The organism is Streptomyces lavendulae subsp. lavendulae (assembly GCF_002803845.1).
In the GTDB taxonomy this organism is placed as follows: domain Bacteria; phylum Actinomycetota; class Actinomycetes; order Streptomycetales; family Streptomycetaceae; genus Streptomyces; species Streptomyces lavendulae.
Map to the genome: position 1 here is coordinate 5,334,119 of NZ_CP024985.1, position 25,555 is coordinate 5,359,673.

The following is a 25,555-nucleotide window of genomic DNA, read 5'->3' on the forward strand; positions in this document are numbered from 1 at the left end:
GAGGCCCTATCCAGCGGCGTCGCCGTGCGGGGGGCGGCCCGTCGGCATGATGACGCCCTGCGGACGGTGTGCTGACGGAGCGTCGAGGACGGTCCGCGTGATCGTTTCTGCGCGCCTGTGAGCGTGCGAGCGCCCTCGTTGATCTCGGGTGATCGGATGTGACGTTCCGTAGGCGGGCGCGTAAAGCCGGGGGGTCACCGACTTGCCGTACCCCTCACTCATGTGGGGCAGCGGAACAGGGCATTAGTAAGACAATCGCCTCAAGGTGGATGAGAGGGTACGAATCCACCACCGGAGGTCGATGTGCCGCCACAGCAGACACCCGGGGGAGTGGACCGCTCCCGCATGCGCAGTACGGCCGCCGCCCTCACCTCCCTGACGGCGCTCGCCGCGATGTCGCTCGTGGCGGGTCCCGCGGTGGCCGATCCCCGGACCGGCGGCCCCTGTGCGCTGACGCGCACGGCCGCGCACCACTCCCTCGGTCTGGACAGCTGGAACCGGGCCTACCCCAAGCCCGAGCGCGAGCTCAACGCGGTGCTGGTCTTCCTCTCCTTCCCCGACCACCGGCCCGCCGTCACCCCGGCGGAGCTGACCTCCGACTACTTCCCGGCGACCTCCGACTTCTTCCAGCGGGCCTCCTACGGCCGGTTCCGCCTGGTCCCGCACCCGCAGGAGCGGTGGATCCAGATGCCCCGGCCGTCGGCCGCCTACGGGATACGGCGCGACTGGGCCCCCGAGGACCGGGCGGCCTACCTGAGGGACGCGGTCGCCGCCGCCGATCCGCAGGTCGACTTCTCCCGGTACGACGTCGTGTACTTCGTCGCCGACCCGAACGCCCCCGGCGTGGACTCCGACGCCACCAAGGTGGTGAACTTCGACCGCCCGATCACCGCGGACGGCGTGCAGCTGCGGCGGATCGTGACCGTCTTCGAGCACCACCCGCCCGACCGCAACGTGCTGGCCCACGAGACCGGGCACGTCTTCGACCTGCCCGACCTCTACCACCGGCCGACGGACGGCAAGGGTGACTGGGACACCTACGTCGGCGACTGGGACGTCATGGGCAGCCAGTTCGGCATGGCCCCGGACCTGTTCGGCTGGCACAAGTGGAAGCTGGGCTGGCTCGACCCCTCCCAGGTCGACTGCGTGCGCTCCGGCACCTCCCTGCACACCCTCCAGCCGCTCTCGGAGGCCCCGCCGCGCGGCGGGGTGGGCGGGACCAGGCTCGCGGTGATCCGTACGGGGCCGGGCAGCGCGATCGCCGTCGAGGCCCGGGGCTCCTCCGGCAACGACGGGGACATCTGCACGGAGGGCGTCCTGGTCTACCGGGTCCGCAACGAGGCGGCCTCCGGCGGCGGCCCGATCGAGGTGGTGGACGGGCACCCGCGCACGGAGGCCTGCTGGGACCGCTCCGTGTACCCGCCGCTGGCGGACGCGCCGCTGGAGGTCGGGGAGACGTTCACGGTGCCGGGCGAGCGGATCACGATCGAGGTCGCGGACCGCACGCAGTCCGGCGCGTACACCGTGAAGATCACGACCTGACGGCGGCGGACACGACGAAGAAGGCCCCCGCTCTGATGAGCGGGGGCCTTCTCCCGTCTGTGCGCCGCCAGGGACTCGAACCCCGGACCCGCTGATTAAGAGTCAGCTGCTCTAACCAACTGAGCTAGCGGCGCTTGCTGACGAGGTAGACATTAGCATCAGGTCCGGCCGAAGGAAAAATCGATACCGGGCCGGGCGGCGTGCAGGAACGCCCAGAGCAGGGAGTCCGGCCCCGGGAGCCAGGGCCGCCGGGAGTCGGGGGCCACCAGCCAGCGCGACGGCCCGGACGCGGAGCCGGCGGACAGCGGGGGCACGGTGACGGCGTCCCCGTGGCCATGACAGAGCGGGGCCGCCGCGGCCGGGCTCCACTCCTCCCACGCGAGCAGGGCCGGCAGCCGCTGCGCGGTCCCGGGGGCGGCGAAGAGCAGCATCCGGCCGCGGTGCACGGCGGCGGGCCCGGAGCCGGGCCCCCGCTCCCAGAGCAGGTCGAGCATCCGGCGGCCCACCACGAGCGGAACGTTGACGACGTCGAACGCGGTCCCGCAGGGCAGCACCGCCGGCGCGGCGGGCCGGGCCTGCCAGACCGCGAGGGTGTCCTCCGGCCGGGCGGAGGCGGAGGCCAGCCAGGCGGCGCCCTGCGGGGTGACCTGGGTGGCGGGCGCGGTGCGGGCGTCGAGGCCTTCGAGTGCGGGGCAGCCGGCGGCCGTCGTCAGGGTCGTCATATGCCAAGGTCTACCGGGCGTAGCCTTCCCGTTCCCGGGAGTTACCGAAAACCGGGACAGGGCGGGCACCGGTGGAGTATGTTGCGCCGCGCATATGCCAGGGGGCGCGCGGTGGCGCCGCCCGGAACGCCGCGCGCCCGGCGCCCGCCGGTGGGCGGTGCGCCGGGCACGGTGCAGGGTGCTGCCGGGTGGGTGCGGGGCGGGCTCAGACGGTGTCGGGGCCCGCGCCGCGCTGGAGGTCCTCGCCGAACTCGATCATCTTGCGCGCGTAGTCCTCGGTCCACTCCGCCGCTTCGGCGATGGCCTGCGGCGAGAGCCGGTCGAAGCGGCGCGGGTCCGCCAGCTGGGCCGCCGCCAGGGCCTGGAACTCCACCGCTCTGTCCTGCGCGGCCCGGAAGGCCAGGGTCAGCTCGGTGGCGCGGGCCAGCAGCTCACGCGGGTCCTCGATCGACTCCAGGTCGAAGAAGTGCTCCGGGTCCGTGGCGGCCTCCGAGGGCTCGAAGAGCAACGGCGCCGGCCGCAGCCTCCGCTCGGTCCGCTCGGGCTCTGCCATGCGTGTCCTCCTGCTGCGCGTACGAAATCCTCCGGGCCACCCTCCATTGTCCAGCGTCGCGCAAGGGTGCCGCCGGTTCAGGCGGCGGCGGGCTCCTTGGCCAGGGCCGCGATGTCCTCGAAGACGCCCGCCAGCTCGCCCGCCAGCCCCTCCGTCGGCGCGAAGCCCTCGGCGCCGACCAGCGCGTTGATGCCGGGAACCGCGACCGAGCGCCCGGCGGGCAGCATGCCGAGCCGGGTCAGGACCGGCAGCAGCATCTCGGCGGCCGGGGCGCCGCCCGTGGCGCCCGCGCTGTAGCTGACCAGGCCGACCGGCTTGCCCTGCCACTCGCGGTAGAGGAAGTCGATGGCGTTCTTGAAGGGGGCGGTGAAGGAGCCGTTGTACATCGGCAGCACGAACACGAACGCGTCCGCGGAGTCGACGAGCGCGCTCCACTCCCGGGTGTGCGCGTGGGCGTAGTTCCCAGTCGAGGCGTACTCCGGCTCGTCCAGGAAGGGCAGCGCGATCTCCGCCAGGTCCACCGGGGTGACCTCGAAGGCGCCGTGCGCGCGGGCCTCGTCGACGACCCAGCGCGCGAGGGGGCGGCCGCTGGAGGTGGGGCGGGTGGCGGCGGAGACGACGTGCAGGCGGGTCATGGCGTGAACTCCCGTTGGGTGGAGGTGTGCTGTGCGCAGCGAAGTCTCCCCGCCGGGGCCCGGCCGGGGGAAACCGGAACCCCGCCGTATGTCACGACCGCCCCCGCCGCCGGTCAGTGCCGCCAGGCCGCCCGGTGTTCGGCGAGGTGGGCCAGGACCGACGGTGTGCCGGTTACGGCCGCCAGGCCACCCGGTGTTCGGCGAGGTGGGCCAGGACCGACGGTGCGCCGGTTACGGCCGCCAGGCCACACGGTGTTCGGCGAGGTGGGCCAGGACCGAATGGTTCGCCTCCCAGCCGTCGGGGAACTTCACGGTGACGCCCAGCTGGACCGGCTCCGTCGACGGGTGTTCGTCCAGGAGGGCCGCTATGCCCGCGCGGGCCACCACCACGCAGGCGTGCCGGTGCCGGGAGGCCAGGACGCACAGCCGGCCCGTCTCCAGGTGGAACGCCGTCGCGTCGGGGCGGCCCGACAGGGGGTGCAGGACCACCGTGAGGTCGTACTCGCGGCCCTGGAGCCGGTTCGCGGTGTCCACGGTGACCCCGGTGACGCCCAGCGAGGCCAGGGCCGTGCGGACCGCGGCGGCCTGGTCGCGGTGGGCGGTGCCCACGGCGATCCGGGCGGCGGTCAGCGGGGACGGCCGCGGGGACTGCTCGTCGGCGGTCACCGCGCCCCGGTCCAGCGCCCGCCGGACCACCAGCGCCACCGCCCCCACCGCCTCCGGATCCGTGCGCGGAGTGTGCCGCGCGGGCAGTTCCAGCAGCCCCCAGCCCGACGCGGCGGCCTCGTCCAGCACCCGGTCGGGGCCCGAACCGTCGCCCGCGACCCCGTACGAGAGCCGCCGCTCGCCCGGACCCGTACCGCTGCGGAACTGGCTGTACGGGTAGAAGGCGCGCGAGACCAGCGGCGCGGCCGTCGCGGGCAGCCGCCACGACACCGGGAGCCGGTGCTGCGGCAGCTGCGGGTTGTGCGCCAGCAGGGTGGACACCGCCGACGCCGAGGGGTCGTAGGACAGGCCCGCCCACTGCTCGGCGCCCACCACGCTGAACGGGTCCAGCTGCCCCGGATCGCCGACGAACAGCGCCCGGTCGAACAGCCCGGCCACGGCCAGCAGCGCGTCGGAGCGCATCTGGTACGCCTCGTCGACGATCGCGTGCTCCCAGGGCTCCGCGTCCTTCACGTACGCCCACTTCGCGGCCGTGGAGATGGTCACCGGCAGCTCCGCCAGGTCCCCGGGCTTCGCGGAGAGGGTGACGGACGGCAGCTCGCGCAGGGCGGGGTCGTAGGCGTCGCCATCGCTGCTGTGCAGCCGGCCCACCTTCAGCTCCGGGTCCTTGTCGGCGAGCCGCAGCACCAGGTCGTCGACCTGCGCGTTGGTCTGCGCGACCACCATCAGGCGGCGCCCGGCCGCGGCCAGTTCGCGGGCCGCGCGCACCACGAGCGTCGACTTCCCGGCGCCGGGCGGGGAGTCCACCACCACGCCCCGCTCGGTGCCGTGCAGGGTGTCGCGCAGGATGGCGGCGGTCGCCTCGGCGGCGGCCGCGCCCGGGTCGAAGCCGGTCACAGGAGGTCCTCGTCGGTCACGGAGTCGGGCGGCGTCGGGGCGCTCAGGTGGGCCGGCGGCCCGCCGTGCGTCCACGGGGTGTGCTCGGGGTCGGGCAGCTTGGGCCCGCCCCGCGCGTCGTGCTCGAACAGCGTCCAGCACACCCGGTCGCCCTTCTCCGGCACCGAGCCCGCCACCGGCTCCCGGCCCGCGCCCATCTTGTCGAGCACGCGCAGCACCAGCTGCCCGTCCTCCTCGTGGCGCACGAACGCGAAGGCCTGCTGGCGCCCGTCGAGCGAGCGGAACACCTTCCCGCCGCCCTCGTCCGCGAGTTGGGGCCGGTCCTCGGTGGCCACGGTCACCAGGGGGCGCGGGCGGGGCCGCTTGCCCTCCGTCCACTCCATCACCACCTCGGTGACCTCACCGGCGAAGGCCTCGCCCGCGAGCCGCCGGCCCGCCATGACCAGCGGGTCGTCGAGGGCCTCCTGCGCGTCGAGCCGGACCTGCTCGGTCTCGCGCGTGGCCAGCTTCTGGGCCGCCGTCACCGCGTCGTCGCGGCGCGGCTGCGGGGGCTCGCCCGCCCGGACGCGGTCCCGGTGGCCGGTGAAGGACCACCGGTCGCGGGTCCAGCGGTCGGTGGTGCGCTCGCCCGGCGGCAGGGCGCGCAGCAGGGCGATCGCCTCCCAGGTCTGCCGCCAGGTGTGCGCCATCTGCGAGGTGACCAGCTCCCGGACCGCCAGCTCGGCCTCCCGTACCCGCTCCTCGGCGCCGGGTCCGTCCGCGGCGGCCGCCGCCCGGGCCGCGTCGAAGCGGCTGATCGCGGGGGCGAGCAGGCCGTTGTCGAAGGCCGGGTCGGTGGCCGGGCCGGCCGGCGGGAACAGCAGCCGGCCGTGCCCGTCGCGGCCGAGTTCCACGTGCAGGGCCCACTCGGCCCCCGACATGCCCTCGGGCGGAGCCAGCCAGCCCAGCAGCGATCCGAGGTGCTGGTCCTCCAGGTTGCTCTGGCCGGTGGCCCAGTGCCGGCCAAGCAGCTCGGTGGCGCTGAGCAGCATCGAGGAGCCGGGGACGCGGGAGCGTTCGGCGAGGTGCGTGAACCAGCGGCCCAGCAGCGGCACCCGGGCGGGCGCCGGGTACGGGTTCTCCGGGTCTTCCTCGGCGGTGCGCCGGAACCGCATCGAGCGGCCCAGCAGCCGGACGTACTCCACGCCGGCCCGGCTGGGCACGATGATCTGCGGGGCGTCCACGCACAGTTCGGCCTCGACCTTGGTCTTCCGGCCGGTCTCCGGGTCCGTCTCGGTGCGTTCGGCCGGTTCCACGACGTCCGCGTAGCCGTCGACGTACGGCATCACGCACTCGGCCAGCCCGGCCAGGAACGTCCAGCGCAGGGTGCGGTCGCGCGGCTGCGGGACCACCAGGACCAGCGGGTCGTCCGGGTCGGTGCCCAGCATCGCGCCGAGCGGCGCCCCCGCCTCTCCGGCGGTGGTCAGGGGTACGAGGACCAGCGGCCGCTCGCTCAGGTGGCGGTGCCGTACGGTCGCCAGCGGCCGGGCGCGGCCCGCGCGGACGGCCTCCAGCCGGGCCAGGGTGTTCAGCAGGGGCATGCGGGGCCCTCCGGGGCGGGGTGCGGGGGCCGGGCGGCGGCGAGTTCCAGCGCCTCCGCGCGCAGCCGGGCCGCCCGGCGCAGCGCGGCGGCGGTGGGGTCGTCCCCTTCCTCGGAGGCCCCCTCGGCGGGGTCCGGGGAGCCGGCCGCGGCGAGGGCGGCGTCGACGGTGGTGAGCCCGCCCAGCTCCCCCCGTACGGAGCGGCCCAGCGTGGCGGGGTCCCCGGCGGCGCGGGACCGCTCGCGGCAGTGGAAGGCGAGCTCGCAGGCGGCCAGGCACTCGGGGGCGTAGGCCGCGCCGACGGCGGAGACGGCCTCGGTCAGCTCCCCGGCGGGCCGGGCGGGGTCGAAGCTGAGGCCCGCCGGCAGTTCGGCGGCCAGTTCCTCGACCCGGGTCAGCCGCTCCATCTGGCGCAGGGTCACGGCCCGTTCGCGGCGCACGTCGACGGGCGCGGCGGTGGGCAGGTTGGAGAAGTCCTTGGGGCAGACGAGCAGCACCCGGTGGCCGACCTCGGCGCCGGGCACCTTCCCGGCGGTCCGCTCCAGGGCGAGCACGTAGACGGCGGCCTGCCGCGCGGCGGCGCCCACCTTCGCGGAGTCGGCGGCCCCGTCGATCATCGGGAACGACTTGATCTCCACCACGGTCCACCGGCCGCCGGGGTCCACGACGACCGCGTCGGGCTCCAGGTAGGCGGGGGTGCCGGCCACCTCCAGCGCCAGCATCGGATGGTCCAGCAGCGTCCACGCCCCCGCGGCGGTGGCCTCCCGCAGGGCCAGCGCCGTCCGGGCGGCGCGCCCCTCCGGTCCGGCGGCGGTCAGGTCGGGCACCCGGGCGTCCGGTCCGGGGGGCTCCGCGGCGCCGCCCAGCAGGGTGTGCGCGAGCCGCAGCAGCTCGGCCCCGCCGTCGCCCTTGACCTTGGCCTCGAAGGAGTTGCCGCGGACGATGGCGAACTGCGACTGGCCGAACGCGGCGGGCGAGCCCAGGGCCGCCGCGAGCGCGCCCTTGTCCACCCCGGCGCCGTCGAGCAGGGCGCGTCTGCCGCATCCGGGGTTGGCCGCGAGCGCGGCCAGGGAGCGGGCGTCGAGCGGCCGGGGCGGTACGGCGGGGCCGCGCAGATCAGCGAGGCGCTGCCGCAGTGTCGTCTTCTGCGGAGGAGCGGCGGGCGGGTAGGAGCTCACGGGCGGAAGTGTCCCATCCGCCACTGACAAGCGTGGACGTACCGTGAAAACCGGCCGGTTGTGTGTTCGGCGCCAAGAAGGGTTCCGGCGTCCGGCGGGCGGTGAGGCGGCGTGCGACCACCAGGCCCGCGCCCATCACGGCGGCCCCGGCGACGGCGTCGAGGAAGTAGTGGTTCGCCGTCCCCATGACCACGACCGTCGTGAGCGCGGGATAGGCCAGGCCCAGCGCCCGTACCAGCGGGCGCCGCGCGTGCCGCCACACCAGGACCCCGCACCACAGGGCCCATCCGACGTGCAGGCTCGGCATGGCCGCGTACTGGTTGGTCAGGGAACCGAGCCCGCGCGGGGCGCTCGCCTCGCCGCCCCACCAGCCGTAGGTGCTGTAGCGGGCCATGGTGTCCGTGAACCCGTGCGCGGCGTCGAGCAGCCGGGGCGGGCAGGTGGGCAGCAGGGTGAAGCCGATCAGCCCGAGCAGGGTGGAGGCCACCAGCCAGGTGCGGGCGGTGCGGTAGTGGGCGGGCCGGCGGTGGTAGAGCCAGAGCAGCACGGCGGGGGTGAGCAGGTAGTGCAGGGAGGCGTAGACGAAGTCGGCGGGTATGCCGAGCGCGCCGGTGTGCGAGAACAGCCGGTTGAGGGGTCTTTCGAAGTCGAGGTGCAGGAATTCCTCGGCGCGCAGGATCGCGAGCCCGTGGCCGACGGCGAGGTCCGCGTCGCCGCGGGCGAGGAGCCGGCCGGCCGAGTACGCGCCGTAGACGAGCCCCAGGAGCAACAGTTCCGCCCACCAGCGCGTGGGCCAAGGCCGTTTGGTCATGAGGTGTATGACGCTCGTGGGACGGGCGGAGTTGCCCGGTGTTCACGTCGTGGATGATGGACGGACGACGGAATCGCTGCATCGCGGTCGAACCCCCACGGACCGGGAGAAAAACCTATGGCCCCCCGCATCCTGCTGGCCCGCCACGGCCAGACGGCATGGTCCAGGCTCGGCAAGCACACCGGGCGCACGGACGTGCCCCTGCTGGAGGAGGGCAGGCAGGGCGCGAAGCTGCTGGGCGAGCGCCTCGCCCGCGAACCGTGGGCCTCCCTGCGCGGCCTGGAGGTGCGCACCAGCCCGCTCGTGCGCGCGAGCGAGAGCTGCGACCTGGCGGGCTTCGGGCTCCGGGCGGAGCCCTGGGACACCCTCATGGAGTGGGACTACGGCGACTACGAGGGCATGACCCCGGCCGAGATCCAGGCGGTCCGGCCGGGCTGGCTGATCTGGCGCGACGGGGTCCCCGGCGGCGAGTCCGTCGCCGACATCGCGGCGCGCGCGGACGAGGTCGTGGCCTGGGCCCGCTCGGCCGAACGCGACGTCCTGGTCTTCGCCCACGGCCACGTCCTGCGCACCCTCGCCGCCCGCTGGCTCGGCTTCGAGGCCTCCTTCGGCGCCCGCATCCGCCTGGACCCCACCTCCCTCTCGGTCCTGGGCTGGGCCTACGGGGCCCCCGCGCTGGAGCGCTGGAACGACACGGGCCACCTCGACGGCTGACGGCCCCGGCCCGCGCCGCCGGGGCCCCGCCGCCGTCAGGCCTCGGCGTGCCGGGTCAGGAAGGCACCGACCCGGGGGGAGCGCTGGTGGGGGACCAGGGTGCGGGCCGTGCCCGACAGCATCGAGCGGATCCGGGTCGACTGGACCTCGGTGAGCAGGTCCAGCACCCGCCCGCCCGCCCAGGCGGCCTCGTCGGGAGCGCCCGCCCGGGCCAGGTCCTCGGCCAGTTCCGCCGTGTAGAGGGCTACGTTCCGGGCGAAGTGGGGGTCCTGGAGGTCGGCCGCCCGCCGGGCGTGCCGGGCCGCGCGGGCGTGCTCCCCGAGCGCCGCCCAGCAGCGGGACTCCAGCGATTCCAGCTCGGCCTCGCCGAAGAAGGACATCCACTCCGGGTCGGCGCCCGACTCGCCCCGCGCGAACTCCGTGTGCGCCCGGGCCAGCGCCTCCTCGCAGGCCCTGCGGTCCGCGAGCCCCGACCAGCCGCCCGCCTCCCGCAGGGCCAGCAGCGACAGCAGCCGGGGGGAGCCCAGCGAGCGGGCCGCGCGCCGGCCCGCCTGGGCGGCCCGTACCGACTCGCGCGGGCGCCCGCAGTCCCGGGCCAGGAAGGCCATGTTGCTGAAGGCGTGCGCCTCCAGGGCCGCGTCCCCCGACACCCGGGCGGTGGCCAGCGCCTCCGCGTAGTGCGAGCGGGCGTCCTCGAAGCGGCCCGAGTCGTGCGCCAGCCAGCCCACCGAGACGGCCAGCTCCCCGGCCCCGGCCTGCAGCCGGTCCTCGGTGGACTGGCGGGTGGCCCCCGCGTCGAGCAGCGCGTAGGCGGTCCGCAGGGGCTGCGCCGCCCGCCGGTAGAGGGCGTCCGCCCCGTGCCGGTCGTCGAGCAGCCGGATCTGGCGTACGGCGTCCTCGACGGCGGCGGCCTCGGCCTCGCCCGCGCGGGAGGGGATCCGGCGGGTGTCGCCGAGCAGGGTGAGGCTGAGCGTCGCGGCCGCCACGGTCGCGGAGCCGCCCGCCATGAACGCGCGACGCAGCACGTCGCTCTCCTTGGAACGGTGGATGAGGTGGGCGAAGACGGGAGGCGCGGGCAGGGCGCGCTGCGCGGAGCGGCCGCGCACCGCCTCGCGCGGGGAGAATCCGAGGTCGGCCAGGGTGCGGCCGGGGAACATGTGGAGGAAGACCCGCTCGTAGGCGTAGTTGGGGCAGCGGATCTCGCCGGATTCGACCCGGCCGATGTAACGGGCGTCGCAGGAAACCGTTTCGCCGATCTCCCGGGCGGCCCGGCGCACCAGGGCCGCGAACTCGGCGGGGGAGTGCTGCCCGCGCAGCCGCCGGAAGGAGGAGTTGGGTGAGTGGGGGGACGCCGCCATGGACGTGGCCTCTCTGGACAATCTCAGGTGATCCCGGTTGACCCCTGTCGATCTCGCCCCGGAGCGCGGCTCCGGCGCGCATGAAAGTACCGCCGCCGAGGGCCCGTTCATGCGGTGTTTGGCTACAAAACGGATATCTCACCCGCGATCCGCCATGAACTGCCATCCTTTGCGGCGTCTTGGTGCCGCACCCGTTGACGTCCCCGTGCGTTGAACCCATGCGGATACGGATCGAGGAGGGGTTCCCCTTGGTGGAGGCCGGCATGGACAGCACTGGAACGAACACCGCGCACGAGCCCGGCGCGACCCCCCTGCTCCCGGTGCCGGCCGCGGCCCCGGACCTGGTGACCGTGCCCGCCCGGCAGGGCCTGGAAGCGGTGGACATCATCCGCCGCGGCGCCGGCCGCACCGCCTGCGCCCCCGGCGTCGGCCCGGTGCTCCACGACGGCTCCGGGGACACCCTCGGCTTCCTCGTCCCGCCCGGCACCGCGGACGCCTGGGACCTGCCCGGCAGCGCCTGTACGCAGACCAACGGGCGCGGCATGCGCTTCGGCGACACCGCCGCGCCGACCTCAGGAGGCACCGGCTGGCTGCTGCCCCCCGACGCCGTGGGCCCGGTCACCGACCCCGAGGTGCTGCGCGCCGCGCTCGGCGAGGCCGCCCGGCTGATCGAGGCGGCCGACAACTGCCGCTGACGCGCCCGAAGCCCTGACCAGCCATAATGGGGGGATGGCGGGCAAGAGCAAGGGCGGCAGGAGCGGCGGCGCCCCCCGGGGCGGTATATCCCGTGGCGGCGGCTCCGGTGGTGCGGGCGGTGGCGGGCCGGTCGCCGGGCAGGTGGCCGGCGGGCTGGCCGAGCTGGCCCCCGACCGCGAGCGCTCCCGTGCCTGGACCCTGCTGATCGACGGGGCCCCGCAGTCCCACGTCGACCTCGACGACCCCGGTCACCTGGACTTCGCCTACCAGCGCCGGATCGGCCACCTCATCGACCTGATCGCCCCCGCCCGCCAGCCCCTGAACGTGGTGCACCTCGGCGGCGGCGCCTTCACCCTGGCCCGCTACACCGCGGCCGCCCGCCCCCGTTCCACGCAGCAGGTGGTGGAGATCGACGGGGCCCTGGTGGCCTTCGTACGGGAACACCTGCCGCTGGACCCGCAGGCGCGGATCCGCGTACGGGCCGTGGACGCACGGGCGGGACTGGCGAAGGTGGCGGACGGCTGGGCGGACCTGATCATCGCGGACGTGTTCGGCGGGGCCCGCACCCCGGCCCACCTGACCAGCGCCGAGTTCCTCGACGAGGTACGGCGGGCCCTGAAGCCCACCGGCTGGTACGTGGCCAACCTCGCGGACGGCCCGCCGCTGGCCCACCTGCGGGGCCAGGTCGCCACCGCCGCCTCCCGGTTCGGCGAGCTCGCGCTCGCGGCCGACCCGGTGGTGTGGCGGGGGAAACGTTTCGGCAATGCGGTGCTCGTGGCCGCCGACCGGGAGCTGCCCGTGGCGGAGTTCACCCGGCGGGTGGCGAGCGACCCGCACCCCGGCCGGGTCGAGCACGGCCGGGCCCTGGCGGACTTCACGGGCGGGGCGGCCCCGGTCGCGGACGCCTCGGCCGTGGCCTCGCCGGAGCCCCCGCCGTCGGTGTTCAGGTAGTCCGGCGGTCGGGTGGTCCGGCAGCCTGGTGGTCCGGTGGTCGGGTGGTCCGGCAGCCCGGTGGTCCGGTGGTCGGGTGGTCCGGCAGCCCGGTGATCGGGCGGTCCGGCAGCCCGTTCAGGGGTCGACGATCTCCACCGTCGGCGGGTGGTCGTGCCAGGTGCAGAACACCGACACCTCACGGCCGTCGCGGGTGAAGGTGACCCGGATCCAGAAGTCCTGCTTCCACACCTGCATCCGCCAGCCCGCCTCCGGCGTCGCCGAGACCAGGCCGGCCGCGGAGGTGCCGAGGTCGAAGACGACCCGCCCGCCGGAGACCGAGTAGCCCTTCACCGTCCCGGAAGCGGAATCCCCCTCATTCGTCTCGCGGTACGGGCGCTGCCCGGCCGGCGGCGCGGCCTTCGGCTTCGACGGCGAGGCCGACGGGGCGTCGGCCGAGGGGGAGGCCGAGGCGGAAGCGGAGGCGGACGGGGAAGGCGACGGGGAGGTCTCGGGCCCGCGCGTGGAGGACGACAGCGGCGTTCCGGTCAGGGGCTGCGTGGTCAACGGCACCGCGAGCGGAGGATCGTAGGCCGTCCCGGACATGACCGTGTGCACGCCCCACCACGACAGGGTGACGGCGGCCGCGGTCGCCAGCACCCACGCCAGGGCGTGTACAAGTCCTCTTCGCATCAGGGCACATACTGCACCACCCGCCCCAGAGGCGGCCCGGCACCTCCTGGGGTCCCCCGAATGGACTACGGTGCCGCCATGGCAAGTGTGCTCGTGGTCGAGGACGACCAGTTCGTACGTTCCGCCCTGATCCGGCACCTGACCGAGGCCTCCCACACCGTGCGGAGCGTCGGCACGGCCCTGGAAGCCCTGCGCGAAGTCGCCCACCACCGCTTCGACGTGGTCATCCTCGACCTCGGCCTGCCCGACCTCGACGGCTCCGAGGCGCTGAAGATGCTGCGCGGCATCACCGACGTGCCCGTCATCATCGCCACCGCCCGCGACGACGAGGCCGAGATCGTCCGGCTGCTCAACGACGGCGCCGACGACTACCTGACCAAGCCCTTCTCCGTCGAACACCTCTCCGCCCGGATGGCCGCCGTCCTGCGCCGCTCCCAGGCCGCCGCCGCCGAACCGCCCTCCCGCGTCCTGCGCGTCGGCGGACTCGCCATCGATCCGCTGCGCCGCCAGGCCGAACTCGACGGCTCCGTACTCGACCTCACCCGGCGGGAGTTCGACCTGCTGGCCTTCCTCGCCGGCCGCCCCGGGGTGGTCGTGTCCCGGCGCGACCTGCTCGCCGAGGTGTGGCAGCAGTCGTACGGGGACGACCAGACCATCGACGTCCACCTGTCCTGGCTGCGCCGCAAACTCGGCGAGACCGCCGCCCGGCCCCGCTACCTGCACACGCTGCGCGGGGTCGGGGTGAAGCTGGAGCCGCCGCTGTGAGCCGGTCCCGATGAGCCGGTCCCGATGAGCCGGTCCAGATGAGGTGGTCCCGATGAGGTGGGCCCTGGTCAAGGTGTGCCTCGCGGTCACCACCATGGTGGTCCTGGCCTTCGCCGTACCCCTGGGACTGGTGGTGCGGGAGATGGCCAGCGACCGGGCCTTCTCCAACGCCGAGCGGCAGGCCGCCACCATGGGGCCGACCCTGTCCATCACCACCGACCCCGTCCAGCTGCGCAAGGCCGTCGAGTCCACGCAGATGGGCGCCGCCCGCCGGATGGCCGTCCACGTCCCCGCCATCGGCGGCGCCCCCGTGGACATCGGCGAGGGCTGGGCGGGCGCCCGCGCCGTGGCCGAGACCCGCAGCCTGGGCCGGGCGACGACCGCCCGGGTGGCCGGCGGTGGTTCGGCCCTGCTCCAGCCGACCGCCCTGGGCTCCGGAGACATCGCCGTCATCGAGATCCTGGTCCCGGAGAGCGAGGTCAGCAACGGCGTCACCACCGCCTGGCTGGTCCTCGCCGGGGTCGGGCTCGCGCTGGTCGTGGGCTCCGTCGCGGTCGCCGACCGGCTCGGCGCCCGCCTGGTGCGGCCCGCCGAACGGCTCGCGGACGCCGCCCACCAGCTGGGCGACGGACGGCTCGGGGCGCGGGTCCCCGAGGACGGCCCCAAGGAACTGCGCTCGGCGGCCGTCGCGTTCAACGCCATGGCCGACCAGGTCGTGGAACTCCTCGCCAACGAACGGGAACTGGCCGCCGACCTCTCGCACCGGCTGCGCACCCCCCTGACGGTGCTCCGGCTCAACGCCGCCTCGCTCGGCGACGGTCCGGCCGCCGAACACACCCGCGCCGCCGTTGAGCAGCTGGAACGGGAGGTCGACACGATCATCCGTACGGCCCGCGAACAGCGTCCCGCGACCACCCAGGCGGCGGGCTCGGCGGGGGCCGGCTGCGACGCCTCCGAGGTGATCCGCGACCGGATGGCCTTCTGGTCGGCACTGGCCGAGGACGAGGGCCGCGAGGTCCGGCTGGCGGGCGTGGACCGTACCGTACGCATCCCCGTGGCCCGTCCGGAGCTGGCCGCGGCCCTCGACGCCCTGCTCGGCAACGTCTTCCGGCACACCCCCGAGGGCACCCCCTTCGCGGTGGACGTGCACGACGCCGGCGACGCCGTCATCGTCCTCGTCTCCGACGCCGGACCCGGCATCGCCGACCCGGACGCCGCCCTGCGGCGCGGCAACGACGGCCGCCGCGACGGTTCCACCGGCCTCGGCCTCGACATCGCCCGGCGGGTCGCGGAGTCCACCGGCGGTGACGTCCGGCTGGGGCGCTCCGTACTGGGCGGCACCGAGGTCCGGATCTGGATCGCCCTCGACGACCGGGCCCGGGGCGGCGGCCGCGGGCCCGGCGTCCGGCGCGGCCGGCGCAAGCGGCGGGGCGGCTGACGGGCGCGGTACGGGTGGAATACCGTACGGGCCGGGTGAGTTGAGGCCGCCGGGCGCGCGGGTGCGTCCCCGGGCGGGTCCCGCCAGCTCGCCCGGCGTACCGAAGCCCTCGCCTGATCCGCCTGATTGGAAACCGCATGCGCTACGCAATCCTCGGCACCGGTGTCGTCGGCCGGACGGTCGCCGCCCGGCTCGACTCCCTGGGCCACGAGGTCGTCATCGGCACCCGCGACCCCGGGACCACCCTGGCCCGCGCCGAGTACGCAGCCTGGCAGGAGGCGCACCCGCGGGTCTCCCTCGCGGACTTCCCCGAGGCCGCCCGGCAGGGCGACACGCTCGTCAACGCCACCGGCGGGAAGGTGAGCGTGGCCGCCCTGACGGAGGCCGACGCCGCGCACCTGGACGGCAAGATCCTGATCGACATCGCGAACCCGCTGGACTTCTCCAAGGGCTTCCCGCCGAGCCTGGACCCCGTCGACACCGACAGCCTGGGCGAGCTGATCCAGCGGACGTTCCCGCAGCTGCGGGTGGTCAAGACCCTGAACACCATGAACTGCGAGATCATGGTCGACCCGGCCCGGGTGAAGGGGGAGCACACCGTCTTCCTCTCCGGTGAGGACGCCGACGCGAAGAAGGCCGTGCACGGCCTCCTCTCCTCCTTCGGGTGGCCGGACCGTTCGATCCTCGACCTCGGCGGCATCGAGACGGCCCGCGGCACCGAGATGCTCCTGCCGATCTGGCTCCGGCTGATGGGGGCCCTGGGGCACTCGGAGTTCAACTTCCACATCCAGGGAGCCTGACCGGCCGGGCCCCGGCCCGTTCCCTCTGTGGCGCCCCCGCCCCCGTCCGGCCCGGACGGGGGCGCAGATGTTGCCGGGCCTCCGGGCCGCCCGGAACGTGGGGGTGACGGAAGGAGCCGCGCATGAGAGTCATGCTCAGGGCCCACATGGACACCGCCGCGACCAACGAGGGGATCCCGACCGGTGCCCTGCCCCATGCGATCAGGAAGCTGATGGACACGGTCAAGCCGGAGGCGGCGTACTTCGGGCTGCACGAGGGCGTGCGGTCCTGCTGGATGGTCTTCGACCTGCAGGACAGCGCGCAGCTGCCGTCGCTGACGTGGGACCTGTTCCAGCAGTTCAATGCCGAGATCGAGGTGGCCCCGGTCATGACCGCCGAGGAGCTGGCGACGGCGCTGGGGGCGCTGCGGTCCTCGTAGCGACGACGGTCCGGAGCCGGAGCCGGAGCCGGAGCCGGTGCCGGAGCCGGGCCGGAGCCGTGCCGGGCCCGGTGGGGGCGCACGTGGCGCCCCTGGGCATCACCTCTCGGGGCGCGGTCAGGCGCGGTCCTCGGCGCGCAGCCGCTGCGTCTGGGCCCGTCCGACCTCGGCGGCGCGGTGGAGGTAGTCGGCGATGACGGTCAGCTCGGCGTCGGAGTAGCCGTCCAGCACGGCCCCGAAGGCGCGGCCCGGGACGTCCCAGGCCGCGCCGATGCGTTCGCGGGCGGCGGGTGCGAGGACGACGAGGGAGCGCCGCCGGTCCTCCGGATCGGCCCGGCGTTCGACGATCCCCGCCTTCACCAGGCGGTCGACGAGGCGGGTGGCGGAGCCCGAGGTCAGGCCGGTGAGGCGGGCGATGTCACCGGTGGAGACCGGGCCGGGCTCCATGTCGAGGAGGGCCACGCACTGCATGTCCGTGGGGTGCAGGCCCACGTGGTCGGCCATGGCCTGGGTGAAGAGGGAGTAGTCGGCGTAGTGCCGCTGGCTCTCGGTGACGATGCGCGCCAGCAGCTCGGCGCGGCTCCACTCACCCGAACGGGGGGAATCGGTTGACATCGGCTTCTCCATGCCTGAAATTTATCTGTGTTGCGCAGTGAATGTGCGACGCAGAATCTGCACCACGTAACTCTTGCTCACCCTACCCGGGCCCGAAGGCCGCGACACCGACAGCAGCACCGATCCCTCAGGAGTCCCACCATGTCCCTCCTCGTCACCGGCGGCCGCGGCGCCGTCGCCCGCAACCTCGTCGGCCTCCTCTCGGCCCGCGGGATCCCGTACCGCATCGGCTCGCGCGAGCGGGACACCCCCGGCGCCGTGCACTGCGACCTCTCCGACCCCGCCACCTTTCCCGCCGCCCTGGCCGGGATCCGTTCCGTCTTCCTCTACGCCGAGGCCTCCGCCGCCGAAGCCTTCGTCGAGGAGGCCGTCGCCGCCGGGGTGGAGCACGTGGTCCTGCTGTCCTCCTCCTCGGTGCTCGGCCCGGACCCGGCCGGGAACCCGCTGTCGGCCGGACACCTCGCCGTCGAGCAGGCCCTCCTCGCGTCCCCGCTGCGCAGCACCCTGCTGCGGCCCGGCGCCTTCGCGAGCAACGCCATCGGATGGTCCTGGGCGCTGAAGTCCGGCCAGTCGGTCCGCCTGCCCTACCCGGGCTCCTACGCCGACCCCGTCCACGAGGCCGACGTCGCCGAAGCCGCCCTCGCCGTCCTGACCGACCCGGCCCTCGGCGGCCGCGCCCACACCCTGACCGGCCCGCAGTCGCTGACCTTCGCCGCGCAGCTCGCGATACTCGGCTCCGTCCTCGGCCGGCCCGTGCCCTTCACCGCCGTCACCCCCGAGGAGTGGAAGGCCGAGGTGGAGGGCTACATACCCGGCCCGTACGCCGAGGCCCTCCTCGGCATGTGGGCCGCCTCCGACGGCCTGCCCGTCCCGGTCACCGATTCCGTCGAGCGGCTGACGGGGCATCCCGCCCGGTCCTTCGAGACCTGGGCCCGGGACCACGCCGAGGACTTCGCGGGCTGAGCGGTACCGGCCGCCTTCCGGGGGGCGCCGACGGCCCGGCCGGGAGTAGATTCGCAGCCTGGAGGCAGCGATGACGGGTCACGGGCGCAGCGGAAGCCGGCCGACCTTGGAGGAGGTCGCGCTCCGGGCCGGGGTCGGGCGCGGCACCGTCTCCCGCGTGGTCAACGGCTCGCCCGGGGTCAGCGAGCGGACCAGGGCCGCCGTCGAGGCCGCCGTAGCCGAGCTGGGATACGTACCCCACCGGGCCGCCCGGGCGCTCGCGGCCGGCCGTGCCGACGCCGTCGCCCTGGTCGTCCCCGACCCGCAGGCGCCCTTCTTCCCCGGTGGCTCCTTCGTCGAGGTGGTGCGCGGGGTCGGCGCCGCCCTGGCCGACACCGACGTGCAGCTGGTGCTCGCCCTGGCGGGCGGCGAGCGGGAGCGCCGCCGTCTGGAGGGTCTCCTCTCCGGACGCCGGGTCGACGGGGTGCTGCTGGTGGCGGCGGGTGCCGGGGATCCCCTGCCGGAGCTGGCGGTGCGGCTGGGCATCCCGGCGGTCCTATGCGGGTGCCGGTCGGCCTCCGAGAGGCTGCCGAGCGTGGACTGTGACGACCGGGAGGGCGCCGCCGCGGCCGTACGCCATCTGCTGGAGCGGGGGCGGCGGGCGATAGCCGCGATCACCGGGCCGCTCGACGCGTGCGGGGACCGGCGCAGGCTGGAGGGTTACCGGCAGGCCCTGGTGGCGGCGGGGTGCCCGGTGGACGAGCTGCTGATCTCGGCCGCGGCCCCCACCGCGGAGGGCGGCCGGCAGGCCGTGCGGGAACTGCTGGAGCGCCGCCCCGCGCTGGACGCCGTCTTCGCCGCCTGCGACCCGCTGGCCGCCGGGGCGCTGGCCGGGCTGCGCGCCGCCGGCCGCCGGATACCGGGGGACGTGGCGCTGGCCGGCTTCGGCGACTCCGCCGCGGCCCGGTACCTGGATCCGCCGCTGACCAGCGTCCGGCAGCCCGGGGAGGAGATGGGCCGGGCCATGGCGCGGCTGCTGCTGGAGCGGATCGCGGGCGGTCGGGGAGCGCCGGGGGCGGAGGGGGAGGAGCCGGTGGTCCTGCCGACGCGGCTGGTGGTCCGCGGGTCCTCGTGGAACGTCCCGGGGGGCGGGGAGGGGAATGCAGAAGGCCCCGGTCCGCTTCCGCGTACCGGGGCCTTCCCGCAGGGTGAGTGACGGGACTTGAACCCGCGGCCACCTGGACCACAACCAGGTGCTCTACCAACTGAGCTACACCCACCATGTCCGGTCGCAGAACGACCGGCCGAAGAAAAGGGTACAGGGTCCGGGAGGGTGCTCGCTCCACCCTTTTCCCGCGCCCCTCTCCGGGGGTCCTACTCGCCCGCCACCACGTGCTTGGCGGCGATGGCGCGGGCGGTGTCCGAATCGGGTCCGGGCTGCGGCACGAAGACCGCCTCCCGGTAGTAGCGCAGCTCGGCGATGGACTCCTTGATGTCCGCGAGCGCCCGGTGGTTGCCGTTCTTCGGCGGGCTGTTGAAGTAGGCCCGCGGGTACCAGCGGCGCGCCAGCTCCTTGACCGAGGACACGTCCACGATCCGGTAGTGCAGGTAGCCCTCCAGCGCGGCCATGTCGCGCAGCAGGAACCCGCGGTCGGTGCCGACCGAGTTGCCGCACAGCGGCGCCTTGCGCGGTTCCTTGACGTGCTCCCGTACGTACGCGAGGACCTGGGCCTCGGCGTCGGCCAGGGTGGTTCCGGCGGCCAGCTCGTCGAGCAGACCGGAGGCGGTGTGCATCTCGCGCACCACGTCCGGCATGGTCTCCAGGGCACGGTCCGGCGGGCGGATCACGATGTCCACGCCTTCGCCGAGCACGTTGAGCTCCGAGTCGGTGACCAGTGCGGCCACCTCGATAAGTGCGTCGTCCGTCAACGAGAGCCCGGTCATCTCGCAGTCGATCCACACCATGCGATCGTTCATGCGCCCCACCTTATGCCGAAGGTCCCCCACATTGGTGCTCGGCCGATGTGGGGGACCTTCGTCAGGCGATGCCCGGGGCGGTCGCTACGCGTGCTCGCGCAGCACCCGTCCCGGGGAGTACAGCTCCGTCACGCTCGGACCGGAGGCGGCCAGGGCCGCCGCCGCCCGCTGGGGCTGCGGTGTGCGCTGGTGCGGCAGCGGACCGCCCGACAGCTCGGACACCGGGGACACGTCGGCCTGCGGCCGGCGCGCCCGGTAGGCGGAGCGGTAGGCGGCCGGGGAGGACCCCAGCTGCCGGCGGAAGTGCCCGCGCAGCGCGACGGGCGAACGGAACCCGCAGCGTCCGGCGACCTCGTCGACCGAGTAGTCGGAGGTCTCCAGCAGCCGCTGTGCCTGGAGCACCCGCTGGGTGATCAGCCACTGGAGCGGCGCGCTGCCGGTGAGCGAGCGGAACCGCCGGTCGAAGGTGCGCCTGCTCATGTAGGCGCGGGCGGCCAGCGTCTCCACGTCGAACTGCTCGTGGAGGTGCTCCAGTGCCCAGGCGACGACCTCGGCGAGCGGGTCGGCGCCGATCTCCTCGGGCAGCGACCGGTCGAGGTAGCGCTCCTGGCCCCCCGTGCGGCGCGGCGGGACGACGAGCCGGCGGGCCAGTGCCCCGGCCGCCTCGCTGCCGTGGTCCGTGCGCACGATGTGCAGGCACAGGTCGATTCCGGCCGCGGTGCCCGCGGACGTCAGGACGTCGCCGTCGTCGACGAACAGCTCGCGCGGGTCGACGTGGACGGACGGGTAGCGCTTGGCCAGCGTCGGCGCGTACATCCAGTGCGTCGTCGCGGGCCGGCCGTCCAGCAGCCCGGCGGCGGCGAGCACGAAGGCTCCCGTGCACAGGCCGACGATCCGGGCCCCCTCCTCGTGCGCCAGACGCAGGGCGTCCAGGGCCTCCGGCGGCGGCGGTGAAGTGATGGAGCGCCAGGCCGGAACGACGACCGTGCCTGCCCGGGCGATCGCCTCCAACCCGTACGGCGCGGTCAGTTCGAGTCCGCCGGTGGTCCGCAGCGGACCGTCCTCCCCGGCGCACACGAGCAGTCGATAGCGTGGAACTCCCGCGTCCTGCCGGTCGATGCCGAACACGGAAAGTGGAATGGAACTCTCGAAGATCGGCCCGCCGCTGAACAGCAGCACGGCGACGATCTCCCTGCGGCGACGCCCCGCGAGCTTCCGGCCCGCGTCTGCGACGACTGCGGCGGTGGAATCCTGGCTCATGGCGCTAAGCCCCCCTTGGGTGTCGCGACTCCTTGGTCTGGTCGCACCTGCACGTTTCCCCTCGGCCTTGCACGTGGATCCCCCGCCGTAAATACATGATCGAATCTACTGCGTCCCGTGGTGTCGGCGTGACAAGTTCAGCACGCAGCGCTATGTCGACTTGGCAACTTGGCGAAAAGCATTCGATCAGGAAGCGTTCCACTCCGCTACCCGGGTGGGAAGCTCGCTGTCCGGCCATGGCCAGTACCCGTAGGGTCTCGGCGCCCCCCGAGGCGTGTAGTCGCTGGTGGTAGGGGGGTTGGGGGGACATTCCGGCAAGGGGGGCACCCGGTCCGGAAGTTGGCTGAAAACAAGCGGGTGTGTACGTGCGAACCGGTCAGTCGTGAGGGGAGAGGGCGCCGGAACCGTGGCAACCGCGGTGCGAACCGGCCCCGCTGCGCGAGTGCCGGCCCCGGTGGCCGAGCGGAAGCGGATCCTCCGATCGCACCCGCGCCGCAGCCCGTTCCGTCTTCTCCGAGTGCCTCAGCAGCACCCGGCAGGCGGCGGTGACGGCGGCCAGCCCCAGCGTCGCCACCGCGGCCCCGCCGTAGGAGGTCCCGTAGACGACCAGCACGACGGGAACGAGCAGGCAGCTGAAGGCGGCCCAGCGCACCACGTCACCCGCCGGGTCGTCATGGGCGCGCCCGGCGGACCGCACGGACGGGTGAAGAACTGAGGGCCCGTGCGACCCGCCGGCGGAGTGGGGGGACGGGCGGGACTGCGTCGGCGGAGCGGGCTGGACGGGCTGGACGGGGTGAACCGGATGGCCGGGCACGGCGTACTCCCTGCGGGCTCTTCCTGGACGGTCGGACGTCTGTCCAACGCCCCGGTGCGCGGCTCGGTCACTGCGCGCACGGGTGGCGCACGGGCCTGTCGTCACTGGCTGTAGGGGACAGCCGCCATTGCCAAGGCGCCGCCGCTCCGGCATGCTCCCTGGGACGCTCTCCAAGGGCGGCATGCCCTGTGCAGGACAGGAGTGTCGCCGTACCCTGGTGGGTAAGGGCTTGGGAAGATGCTTCCCGGACAGAGCTACGTCACCCTGCGTCGTCAAAAACCCGCGTCGTCAAAAACCTGCGTCGTCACACACCTGCGTCGTCGAAATCGCCCCCCGTCGCTTCCCCGAGGACTCTTCACCGAGACACCCATGGCCGGTCACGAATTCTCCGAACCCGCGGACCGCAAGCGCAAACCCCTCGCCGATTCCGTATCGAGCGACCTGCGCGCGGTGGAACAGACCCGACTCCCCTGCGACCCGGCCTTCCGGCACGGCGTGGTGGTGGGCTTCGACGGCTCCACGTCCAGTGAGCGAGCCCTCGCGTACGCGATCGGAATGGCCCGGCGGTCAGGTTCCGGTCTGATCATCGTGCACGTGGCCAACCGGCTCCCCACCACCGTGTGGGCGGGCTGTGAGCCGCCCGTCTTCGTGGACGTGCCGGACCACCGCACCGAGGTGCTGGGACTGGAGCTGGCCTGCGCCGACTACCTGTCCGAGGTGCCGTGGATCCTGGTCGAGCGCGGCGGGGACATCTGCCACGAGCTGGAGGAGGTCGGCCGGGAGTACTCGGCCGACGCCATCGTGGTCGGCTCCACGCACGGGATCGTCGGCCGGATCTTCGGCTCGGTGGCGGGCCGGCTGGCCAAGCGGGCGCAGCGACCCGTTGTTGTCATTCCGTAACCCGCTGTACGTCGGTTGTGCGGTTGTGAACCCCCTTGTAAAGGGTAGATAAATGCTGCTGGGACGCAGCAAACAACTGCAGATCGAAGGGAGCCCGCCGTGGACAACGGTGTCTCTGCGGGAAGCACGGCCTCGACTTCGACCCTGGGGAACATCGCCCTGGGGCTCACCCTTCTCGCGTTCGGTATCGGCCACACGGGCATCGTCAGCGGCGTGACCGCGGCCGACTCCGTGTCGCTCGCCATGTACGTCGGCGGTCTCGCCCTGTTCGTCCTCGGACTCCTCGAATTCCGGGCCGGCAACGGCTTCAACGGCACGGCGTTCGCGGGCCTCGGCGCCTTCTGGTTCACCTGGGCGAGCGGCGCCGACGGAAAGGTTTCGGCACATGCGGCCGGCCTGTTCCTCGTCCTGTTCGCCCTGCTCGCGCTGACGCTCACCGTGAGCGCGGCGGGCGGACTGTTCGGCCAGGGCGTCTACGCCCTGCTCACCCTCTCCCTGGTGCTCCTCGCGATAGGCGCCTTCGCCGGCGGCGACGGGCTCGGCAAGGCCGCCGGCTGGGTGGCGGCGCTCTCCGGGCTGCTGGCCTGGTACGGGGCCACCGCCGCGCTGGCGCACTGGCCGACGGCGCTCGGCAAGGCCTCCGGCAGCGGCGCGGTCGCCGCGGGCTGAGCGTCCGGGGACCGCAGGTGCGCGAACGGCCCCCGGGGGGTGTCCCCCGGGGGCCGTGCGCATGCCTGCCGTGGTGGTGGCGGTCCGCCTGCCCGACTACTCGACGGTGACCGACTTCGCCAGGTTGCGCGGCTTGTCGATGTCCCGGCCCAGGGCCAGGGCGGTGTGGTACGCCAGCAGCTGGAGCGGGATGCCCATCAGGATCGGGTCCAGCTCGTCCTCGTTCTTGGGCACGAGGATGGTGTGGTCGGCCTTCTCCTGCTCGCGGTGGGCGACCGCGAGGATCCGGCCGCTGCGGGCCTTGATCTCCTCCAGCGCCGCGCGGTTCTTCTCCAGCAGGTCGTCGTCGGGGACGATCGCGACCGTCGGCATGGCGGGCTCGATGAGGGCGAGCGGGCCGTGCTTGAGCTCGGAGGCCGGGTAGGCCTCGGCGTGGATGTAGGAGATCTCCTTCAGCTTGAGGGAGGCCTCCAGGGCCACCGGGTAGCCGCGCACCCGGCCGATGAACATCATCGACTTGGCCTCGGCGTACTCGGCCGCCAGCTTCTTGATGTCCTCTTCGCCTTCGAGGATCTCCTGGATCTGCGCGGGCAGCTTGCGCAGGCCCTCGATGATCCGCTTGCCGTCGGTGACCGACAGGTCCCGGATCCGGCCCAGGTGCACGGCGAGCAGCGCGAAGGCCACGACCGTGTTGGTGAAGCACTTGGTGGAGACGACGCAGACCTCGGGGCCGGCGTGCACGTACACGCCGCCGTCGGCCTCGCGGGCGATGGCGGAACCGACCACGTTGACCACGCCGAGGACGCGGGCGCCCTTGCGCTTGAGCTCCTGCACGGCCGCGAGCACGTCGTACGTCTCACCGGACTGGGAGACGGCGATGTAGAGGGTGTCGGGGTCGACGACCGGGTTGCGGTAGCGGAACTCGGAGGCCGGCTCGGCGTCCGCGGGGATCCGGGCCATGCTCTCGATGAGGCCGGCGCCGATCAGGCCCGCGTGGTACGAGGTGCCGCAGCCCAGGATCTTGACCCGGCGGATGCCGCGGGCCTCGCGCGGGTCGAGGTTCAGGCCTCCCAGGTGCACCGTGTTGAAGCGGTCGTCGATCCGGCCGCGCAGCACGCGGTCGACCGCGTCGGGCTGCTCGGAGATCTCCTTGTGCATGTACGTGTCGTGGCCGCCCATGTCGTAGGAGGCGGCCTCCCACTCCACGGTTTCCGGGGTGGCGGTGGTCTTCGTACCGCTGGTGGTGTAGGTGCGGAAGTCGTCGGCCTTGAGGGTGGCCATCTCGCCGTCGTTGAGGGTCACGACCTGGCGGGTGTGGGCGATCAGCGCGGCGACGTCGGAGGCGACGAGCATCTCCTTCTCGCCGATGCCCAGGATCACGGGGGAGCCGTTGCGGGCGACGACGATGCGGTCGGCGAAGTCGGCGTGCATCACGGCGATGCCGTAGGTGCCCTCGATGACCTTGAGCGCCTCGCGGACCTTCTCCTCCAGGCTGTCGGCCTGGGAACGGGCGATCAGGTGGGTGATCACCTCGGTGTCGGTGTCGGAGACGAAGACGACGCCGTCCGCCACCAGCTTGGCGCGCAGCTCGTCGGCGTTGTCGACGATGCCGTTGTGGACGACGGCGACCTTGTTCTCGGGGTCCAGGTGCGGGTGCGAGTTGATGTCGCTCGGGGCGCCGTGGGTGGCCCAGCGGGTGTGGGCGATGCCGGTGGTGCCGGCGAACCGCTTGGGGACGCGGGACTCCAGCTCGCGCACCCGGCCCTTGGCCTTGACCATCTTCAGCGCGGCGGCCTTCGGGCTGTTGACGACGATGCCCGCCGAGTCGTAGCCCCGGTACTCCAGCCGCTGCAGACCCTCCAGCAGCAGCGGTGCCACGTCGCGCTTGCCGATGTAACCCACGATTCCGCACATACGGTCTTGCCCCTCCTGTAGTTCGGTTTCCGTGCCCTGCGCCGTCCCCGTCGTCCCGTCGTCCCGT

25 protein-coding genes, 2 tRNA genes and 1 pseudogene are annotated in these 25,555 nt (G+C 73.9%); 12 read left to right on the forward strand and 16 right to left on the reverse strand.

The genetic code is table 11. The features are described from left to right. The first annotated feature begins 345 nt into the window (after positions 1-345). Positions 346-1,542, forward strand: coding sequence for a M6 family metalloprotease domain-containing protein (locus SLAV_RS23675; RefSeq protein WP_234333557.1), 1,197 nt, complete (start codon positions 346-348; stop codon positions 1,540-1,542). 60 nt (positions 1,543-1,602) lie between these two features. Here the strand turns inward: SLAV_RS23675 and SLAV_RS23680 are convergent. The 8 genes and pseudogenes from SLAV_RS23680 to SLAV_RS23715 all read right to left on the reverse strand — a co-directional run bounded on the left by SLAV_RS23680 (position 1,603) and on the right by SLAV_RS23715 (position 8,584). After that, positions 1,603-1,676: transfer RNA gene (locus SLAV_RS23680), tRNA-Lys, on the reverse strand. Further along, positions 1,667-2,264, reverse strand: a pseudogene (locus SLAV_RS23685) (bifunctional DNA primase/polymerase). Before SLAV_RS23685 ends, SLAV_RS23680 begins: the two are co-directional and overlap by 10 nt. 205 nt (positions 2,265-2,469) lie before the next feature. Then, the gene (locus tag SLAV_RS23690) at positions 2,470-2,817 is read right to left on the reverse strand and encodes a DUF8844 domain-containing protein (RefSeq protein WP_030229424.1); all 348 of its coding nucleotides are present in this window, start codon (positions 2,815-2,817) and stop codon (positions 2,470-2,472) included. Between the two features lie 77 nt (positions 2,818-2,894). After that, positions 2,895-3,452, reverse strand: coding sequence for an NADPH-dependent FMN reductase (locus SLAV_RS23695; RefSeq protein WP_030229425.1), 558 nt, complete (start codon positions 3,450-3,452; stop codon positions 2,895-2,897). A 231-nt stretch (positions 3,453-3,683) separates the two neighbouring features. After that, positions 3,684-5,015: an AAA domain-containing protein gene (locus SLAV_RS23700; protein WP_030229427.1), complete on the reverse strand. Its 1,332-nt coding sequence runs from the start codon at positions 5,013-5,015 to the stop codon at positions 3,684-3,686. Next, positions 5,012-6,595 (reverse strand): hypothetical protein, encoded by a 1,584-nt coding sequence (locus tag SLAV_RS23705; protein WP_030229429.1) that lies wholly within the window; start codon positions 6,593-6,595, stop codon positions 5,012-5,014. The genes SLAV_RS23700 and SLAV_RS23705 overlap by 4 nt, the downstream gene beginning before the upstream one ends. Next, the gene (locus SLAV_RS23710; RefSeq protein WP_234333558.1) at positions 6,583-7,773 is read right to left on the reverse strand and encodes a hypothetical protein; all 1,191 of its coding nucleotides are present in this window, start codon (positions 7,771-7,773) and stop codon (positions 6,583-6,585) included. Before SLAV_RS23710 ends, SLAV_RS23705 begins: the two co-directional genes overlap by 13 nt. After that, complete coding sequence (locus tag SLAV_RS23715) at positions 7,712-8,584, reverse strand: phosphatase PAP2 family protein (RefSeq protein WP_030229433.1); 873 nt, start codon at positions 8,582-8,584, stop codon at positions 7,712-7,714. The genes SLAV_RS23710 and SLAV_RS23715 overlap by 62 nt, the downstream gene beginning before the upstream one ends. A 117-nt stretch (positions 8,585-8,701) precedes the next feature. Here SLAV_RS23715 and SLAV_RS23720 point away from each other — a divergent pair, with 117 nt between their 5' ends. After that, positions 8,702-9,298: a histidine phosphatase family protein gene (locus SLAV_RS23720; RefSeq protein ID WP_030229435.1), complete on the forward strand. Its 597-nt coding sequence runs from the start codon at positions 8,702-8,704 to the stop codon at positions 9,296-9,298. A 35-nt stretch (positions 9,299-9,333) separates the two neighbouring features. On the opposite strand, the gene SLAV_RS23725 is transcribed toward SLAV_RS23720, so the two are convergent. Next, positions 9,334-10,656 carry an NsdA family TPR-like regulatory protein gene (locus tag SLAV_RS23725; protein ID WP_030229437.1) on the reverse strand — a complete coding sequence of 441 codons (1,323 nt, stop codon included), beginning with the start codon at positions 10,654-10,656 and terminating at the stop codon, positions 9,334-9,336. A gap of 263 nt (positions 10,657-10,919) precedes the next feature. On the opposite strand from SLAV_RS23725, the gene SLAV_RS23730 reads away from it, so the two are divergent. Both SLAV_RS23730 and SLAV_RS23735 read left to right on the forward strand, forming a co-directional pair. After that, positions 10,920-11,351: a hypothetical protein gene (locus SLAV_RS23730; protein WP_030229439.1), complete on the forward strand. Its 432-nt coding sequence runs from the start codon at positions 10,920-10,922 to the stop codon at positions 11,349-11,351. 34 nt (positions 11,352-11,385) lie between these two features. After that, entirely contained in the window at positions 11,386-12,303 is a 918-nt protein-coding gene (locus SLAV_RS23735) for a spermidine synthase (protein WP_030229441.1), read from the forward strand. 117 nt (positions 12,304-12,420) lie between these two features. On the opposite strand, the gene SLAV_RS23745 is transcribed toward SLAV_RS23735, so the two are convergent. After that, positions 12,421-12,975 (reverse strand): hypothetical protein, encoded by a 555-nt coding sequence (locus SLAV_RS23745; RefSeq protein ID WP_030229443.1) that lies wholly within the window; start codon positions 12,973-12,975, stop codon positions 12,421-12,423. Positions 12,976-13,053: 78 nt separating this feature from the next. Between SLAV_RS23745 and SLAV_RS23750 the strand changes: the two genes are divergently transcribed. From SLAV_RS23750 to SLAV_RS23765, 4 genes are all read left to right on the forward strand, one after another. After that, complete coding sequence (locus tag SLAV_RS23750) at positions 13,054-13,740, forward strand: response regulator transcription factor (RefSeq protein WP_030229444.1); 687 nt, start codon at positions 13,054-13,056, stop codon at positions 13,738-13,740. 52 nt (positions 13,741-13,792) lie between these two features. Next, on the forward strand, positions 13,793-15,178 hold the full coding sequence (locus tag SLAV_RS23755) for a sensor histidine kinase (RefSeq protein WP_030229446.1): 1,386 nt from the start codon (positions 13,793-13,795) through the stop codon (positions 15,176-15,178). 137 nt (positions 15,179-15,315) lie between these two features. Further along, positions 15,316-15,978: an NADPH-dependent F420 reductase gene (locus SLAV_RS23760; RefSeq protein ID WP_030229447.1), complete on the forward strand. Its 663-nt coding sequence runs from the start codon at positions 15,316-15,318 to the stop codon at positions 15,976-15,978. A 122-nt stretch (positions 15,979-16,100) separates the two neighbouring features. Next, positions 16,101-16,397: a DUF3303 family protein gene (locus SLAV_RS23765; RefSeq protein WP_030229448.1), complete on the forward strand. Its 297-nt coding sequence runs from the start codon at positions 16,101-16,103 to the stop codon at positions 16,395-16,397. Between the two features lie 117 nt (positions 16,398-16,514). Here the strand turns inward: SLAV_RS23765 and SLAV_RS23770 are convergent, their stop codons facing one another. Continuing rightward, on the reverse strand, positions 16,515-17,012 hold the full coding sequence (locus SLAV_RS23770; protein WP_030229449.1) for a MarR family winged helix-turn-helix transcriptional regulator: 498 nt from the start codon (positions 17,010-17,012) through the stop codon (positions 16,515-16,517). 141 nt (positions 17,013-17,153) lie between these two features. On the opposite strand from SLAV_RS23770, the gene SLAV_RS23775 reads away from it, so the two are divergent. Together SLAV_RS23775 and SLAV_RS23780 are read left to right on the forward strand one after the other, a co-directional pair. Next, entirely contained in the window at positions 17,154-17,975 is an 822-nt protein-coding gene (locus tag SLAV_RS23775; protein WP_030229451.1) for an NAD(P)H-binding protein, read from the forward strand. Positions 17,976-18,045: 70 nt separating this feature from the next. Continuing rightward, positions 18,046-19,170 (forward strand): LacI family DNA-binding transcriptional regulator, encoded by a 1,125-nt coding sequence (locus tag SLAV_RS23780; RefSeq protein ID WP_078950283.1) that lies wholly within the window; start codon positions 18,046-18,048, stop codon positions 19,168-19,170. Here the strand turns inward: SLAV_RS23780 and SLAV_RS23785 are convergent. The 4 genes from SLAV_RS23785 to SLAV_RS23800 form a co-directional block, all read right to left on the reverse strand. Continuing rightward, positions 19,162-19,234, reverse strand: a tRNA-His gene (locus SLAV_RS23785). The genes SLAV_RS23780 and SLAV_RS23785 overlap by 9 nt on opposite strands. A gap of 94 nt (positions 19,235-19,328) precedes the next feature. Further along, positions 19,329-19,931 (reverse strand): oligoribonuclease, encoded by a 603-nt coding sequence (gene orn, locus SLAV_RS23790; protein WP_030229455.1) that lies wholly within the window; start codon positions 19,929-19,931, stop codon positions 19,329-19,331. A gap of 84 nt (positions 19,932-20,015) precedes the next feature. Next, positions 20,016-21,191, reverse strand: a complete 1,176-nt coding sequence (locus SLAV_RS23795) for a helix-turn-helix domain-containing protein (RefSeq protein ID WP_100660955.1) — start codon at positions 21,189-21,191, stop codon at positions 20,016-20,018. A gap of 376 nt (positions 21,192-21,567) precedes the next feature. Beyond that, positions 21,568-21,888 carry a hypothetical protein gene (locus SLAV_RS23800; RefSeq protein ID WP_030229458.1) on the reverse strand — a complete coding sequence of 107 codons (321 nt, stop codon included), beginning with the start codon at positions 21,886-21,888 and terminating at the stop codon, positions 21,568-21,570. A 486-nt stretch (positions 21,889-22,374) separates the two neighbouring features. Here SLAV_RS23800 and SLAV_RS23805 point away from each other — a divergent pair, with 486 nt between their 5' ends. Next, positions 22,375-22,905, forward strand: a complete 531-nt coding sequence (locus tag SLAV_RS23805) for a universal stress protein (RefSeq protein ID WP_030229460.1) — start codon at positions 22,375-22,377, stop codon at positions 22,903-22,905. 99 nt (positions 22,906-23,004) lie between these two features. Then, on the forward strand, positions 23,005-23,574 hold the full coding sequence (locus tag SLAV_RS23810; RefSeq protein WP_030229461.1) for an acetate uptake transporter: 570 nt from the start codon (positions 23,005-23,007) through the stop codon (positions 23,572-23,574). A 96-nt stretch (positions 23,575-23,670) separates the two neighbouring features. On the opposite strand, the gene glmS is transcribed toward SLAV_RS23810, so the two are convergent. Next, the gene (gene glmS, locus SLAV_RS23815) at positions 23,671-25,488 is read right to left on the reverse strand and encodes a glutamine--fructose-6-phosphate transaminase (isomerizing) (protein WP_030229462.1); all 1,818 of its coding nucleotides are present in this window, start codon (positions 25,486-25,488) and stop codon (positions 23,671-23,673) included. Between the last annotated feature and the right edge of the window lie 67 nt (positions 25,489-25,555).

What these genes read in the sequence shown, in the direction of transcription:
- SLAV_RS23675 (WP_234333557.1), top strand. Translation starts at nt 346, where the DNA reads ATGCGCAGTACGGCCGCCGCCCTCACCTCCCTGACGGCGCTCGCCGCG.
- SLAV_RS23690 (WP_030229424.1), bottom strand. Translation starts at nt 2,817, where the DNA reads ATGGCAGAGCCCGAGCGGACCGAGCGGAGGCTGCGGCCGGCGCCGTTG.
- SLAV_RS23695 (WP_030229425.1), bottom strand. Translation starts at nt 3,452, where the DNA reads ATGACCCGCCTGCACGTCGTCTCCGCCGCCACCCGCCCCACCTCCAGC.
- SLAV_RS23705 (WP_030229429.1), bottom strand. Translation starts at nt 6,595, where the DNA reads ATGCCCCTGCTGAACACCCTGGCCCGGCTGGAGGCCGTCCGCGCGGGC.
- SLAV_RS23715 (WP_030229433.1), bottom strand. Translation starts at nt 8,584, where the DNA reads ATGACCAAACGGCCTTGGCCCACGCGCTGGTGGGCGGAACTGTTGCTC.
- SLAV_RS23720 (WP_030229435.1), top strand. Translation starts at nt 8,702, where the DNA reads ATGGCCCCCCGCATCCTGCTGGCCCGCCACGGCCAGACGGCATGGTCC.
- SLAV_RS23725 (WP_030229437.1), bottom strand. Translation starts at nt 10,656, where the DNA reads ATGGCGGCGTCCCCCCACTCACCCAACTCCTCCTTCCGGCGGCTGCGC.
- SLAV_RS23730 (WP_030229439.1), top strand. Translation starts at nt 10,920, where the DNA reads ATGGACAGCACTGGAACGAACACCGCGCACGAGCCCGGCGCGACCCCC.
- SLAV_RS23735 (WP_030229441.1), top strand. Translation starts at nt 11,386, where the DNA reads ATGGCGGGCAAGAGCAAGGGCGGCAGGAGCGGCGGCGCCCCCCGGGGC.
- SLAV_RS23745 (WP_030229443.1), bottom strand. Translation starts at nt 12,975, where the DNA reads ATGCGAAGAGGACTTGTACACGCCCTGGCGTGGGTGCTGGCGACCGCG.
- SLAV_RS23750 (WP_030229444.1), top strand. Translation starts at nt 13,054, where the DNA reads ATGGCAAGTGTGCTCGTGGTCGAGGACGACCAGTTCGTACGTTCCGCC.
- SLAV_RS23755 (WP_030229446.1), top strand. Translation starts at nt 13,793, where the DNA reads ATGAGGTGGGCCCTGGTCAAGGTGTGCCTCGCGGTCACCACCATGGTG.
- SLAV_RS23760 (WP_030229447.1), top strand. Translation starts at nt 15,316, where the DNA reads ATGCGCTACGCAATCCTCGGCACCGGTGTCGTCGGCCGGACGGTCGCC.
- SLAV_RS23765 (WP_030229448.1), top strand. Translation starts at nt 16,101, where the DNA reads ATGAGAGTCATGCTCAGGGCCCACATGGACACCGCCGCGACCAACGAG.
- SLAV_RS23770 (WP_030229449.1), bottom strand. Translation starts at nt 17,012, where the DNA reads ATGTCAACCGATTCCCCCCGTTCGGGTGAGTGGAGCCGCGCCGAGCTG.
- SLAV_RS23775 (WP_030229451.1), top strand. Translation starts at nt 17,154, where the DNA reads ATGTCCCTCCTCGTCACCGGCGGCCGCGGCGCCGTCGCCCGCAACCTC.
- SLAV_RS23780 (WP_078950283.1), top strand. Translation starts at nt 18,046, where the DNA reads ATGACGGGTCACGGGCGCAGCGGAAGCCGGCCGACCTTGGAGGAGGTC.
- orn (WP_030229455.1), bottom strand. Translation starts at nt 19,931, where the DNA reads ATGAACGATCGCATGGTGTGGATCGACTGCGAGATGACCGGGCTCTCG.
- SLAV_RS23795 (WP_100660955.1), bottom strand. Translation starts at nt 21,191, where the DNA reads ATGAGCCAGGATTCCACCGCCGCAGTCGTCGCAGACGCGGGCCGGAAG.
- SLAV_RS23805 (WP_030229460.1), top strand. Translation starts at nt 22,375, where the DNA reads ATGGCCGGTCACGAATTCTCCGAACCCGCGGACCGCAAGCGCAAACCC.
- glmS (WP_030229462.1), bottom strand. Translation starts at nt 25,488, where the DNA reads ATGTGCGGAATCGTGGGTTACATCGGCAAGCGCGACGTGGCACCGCTG.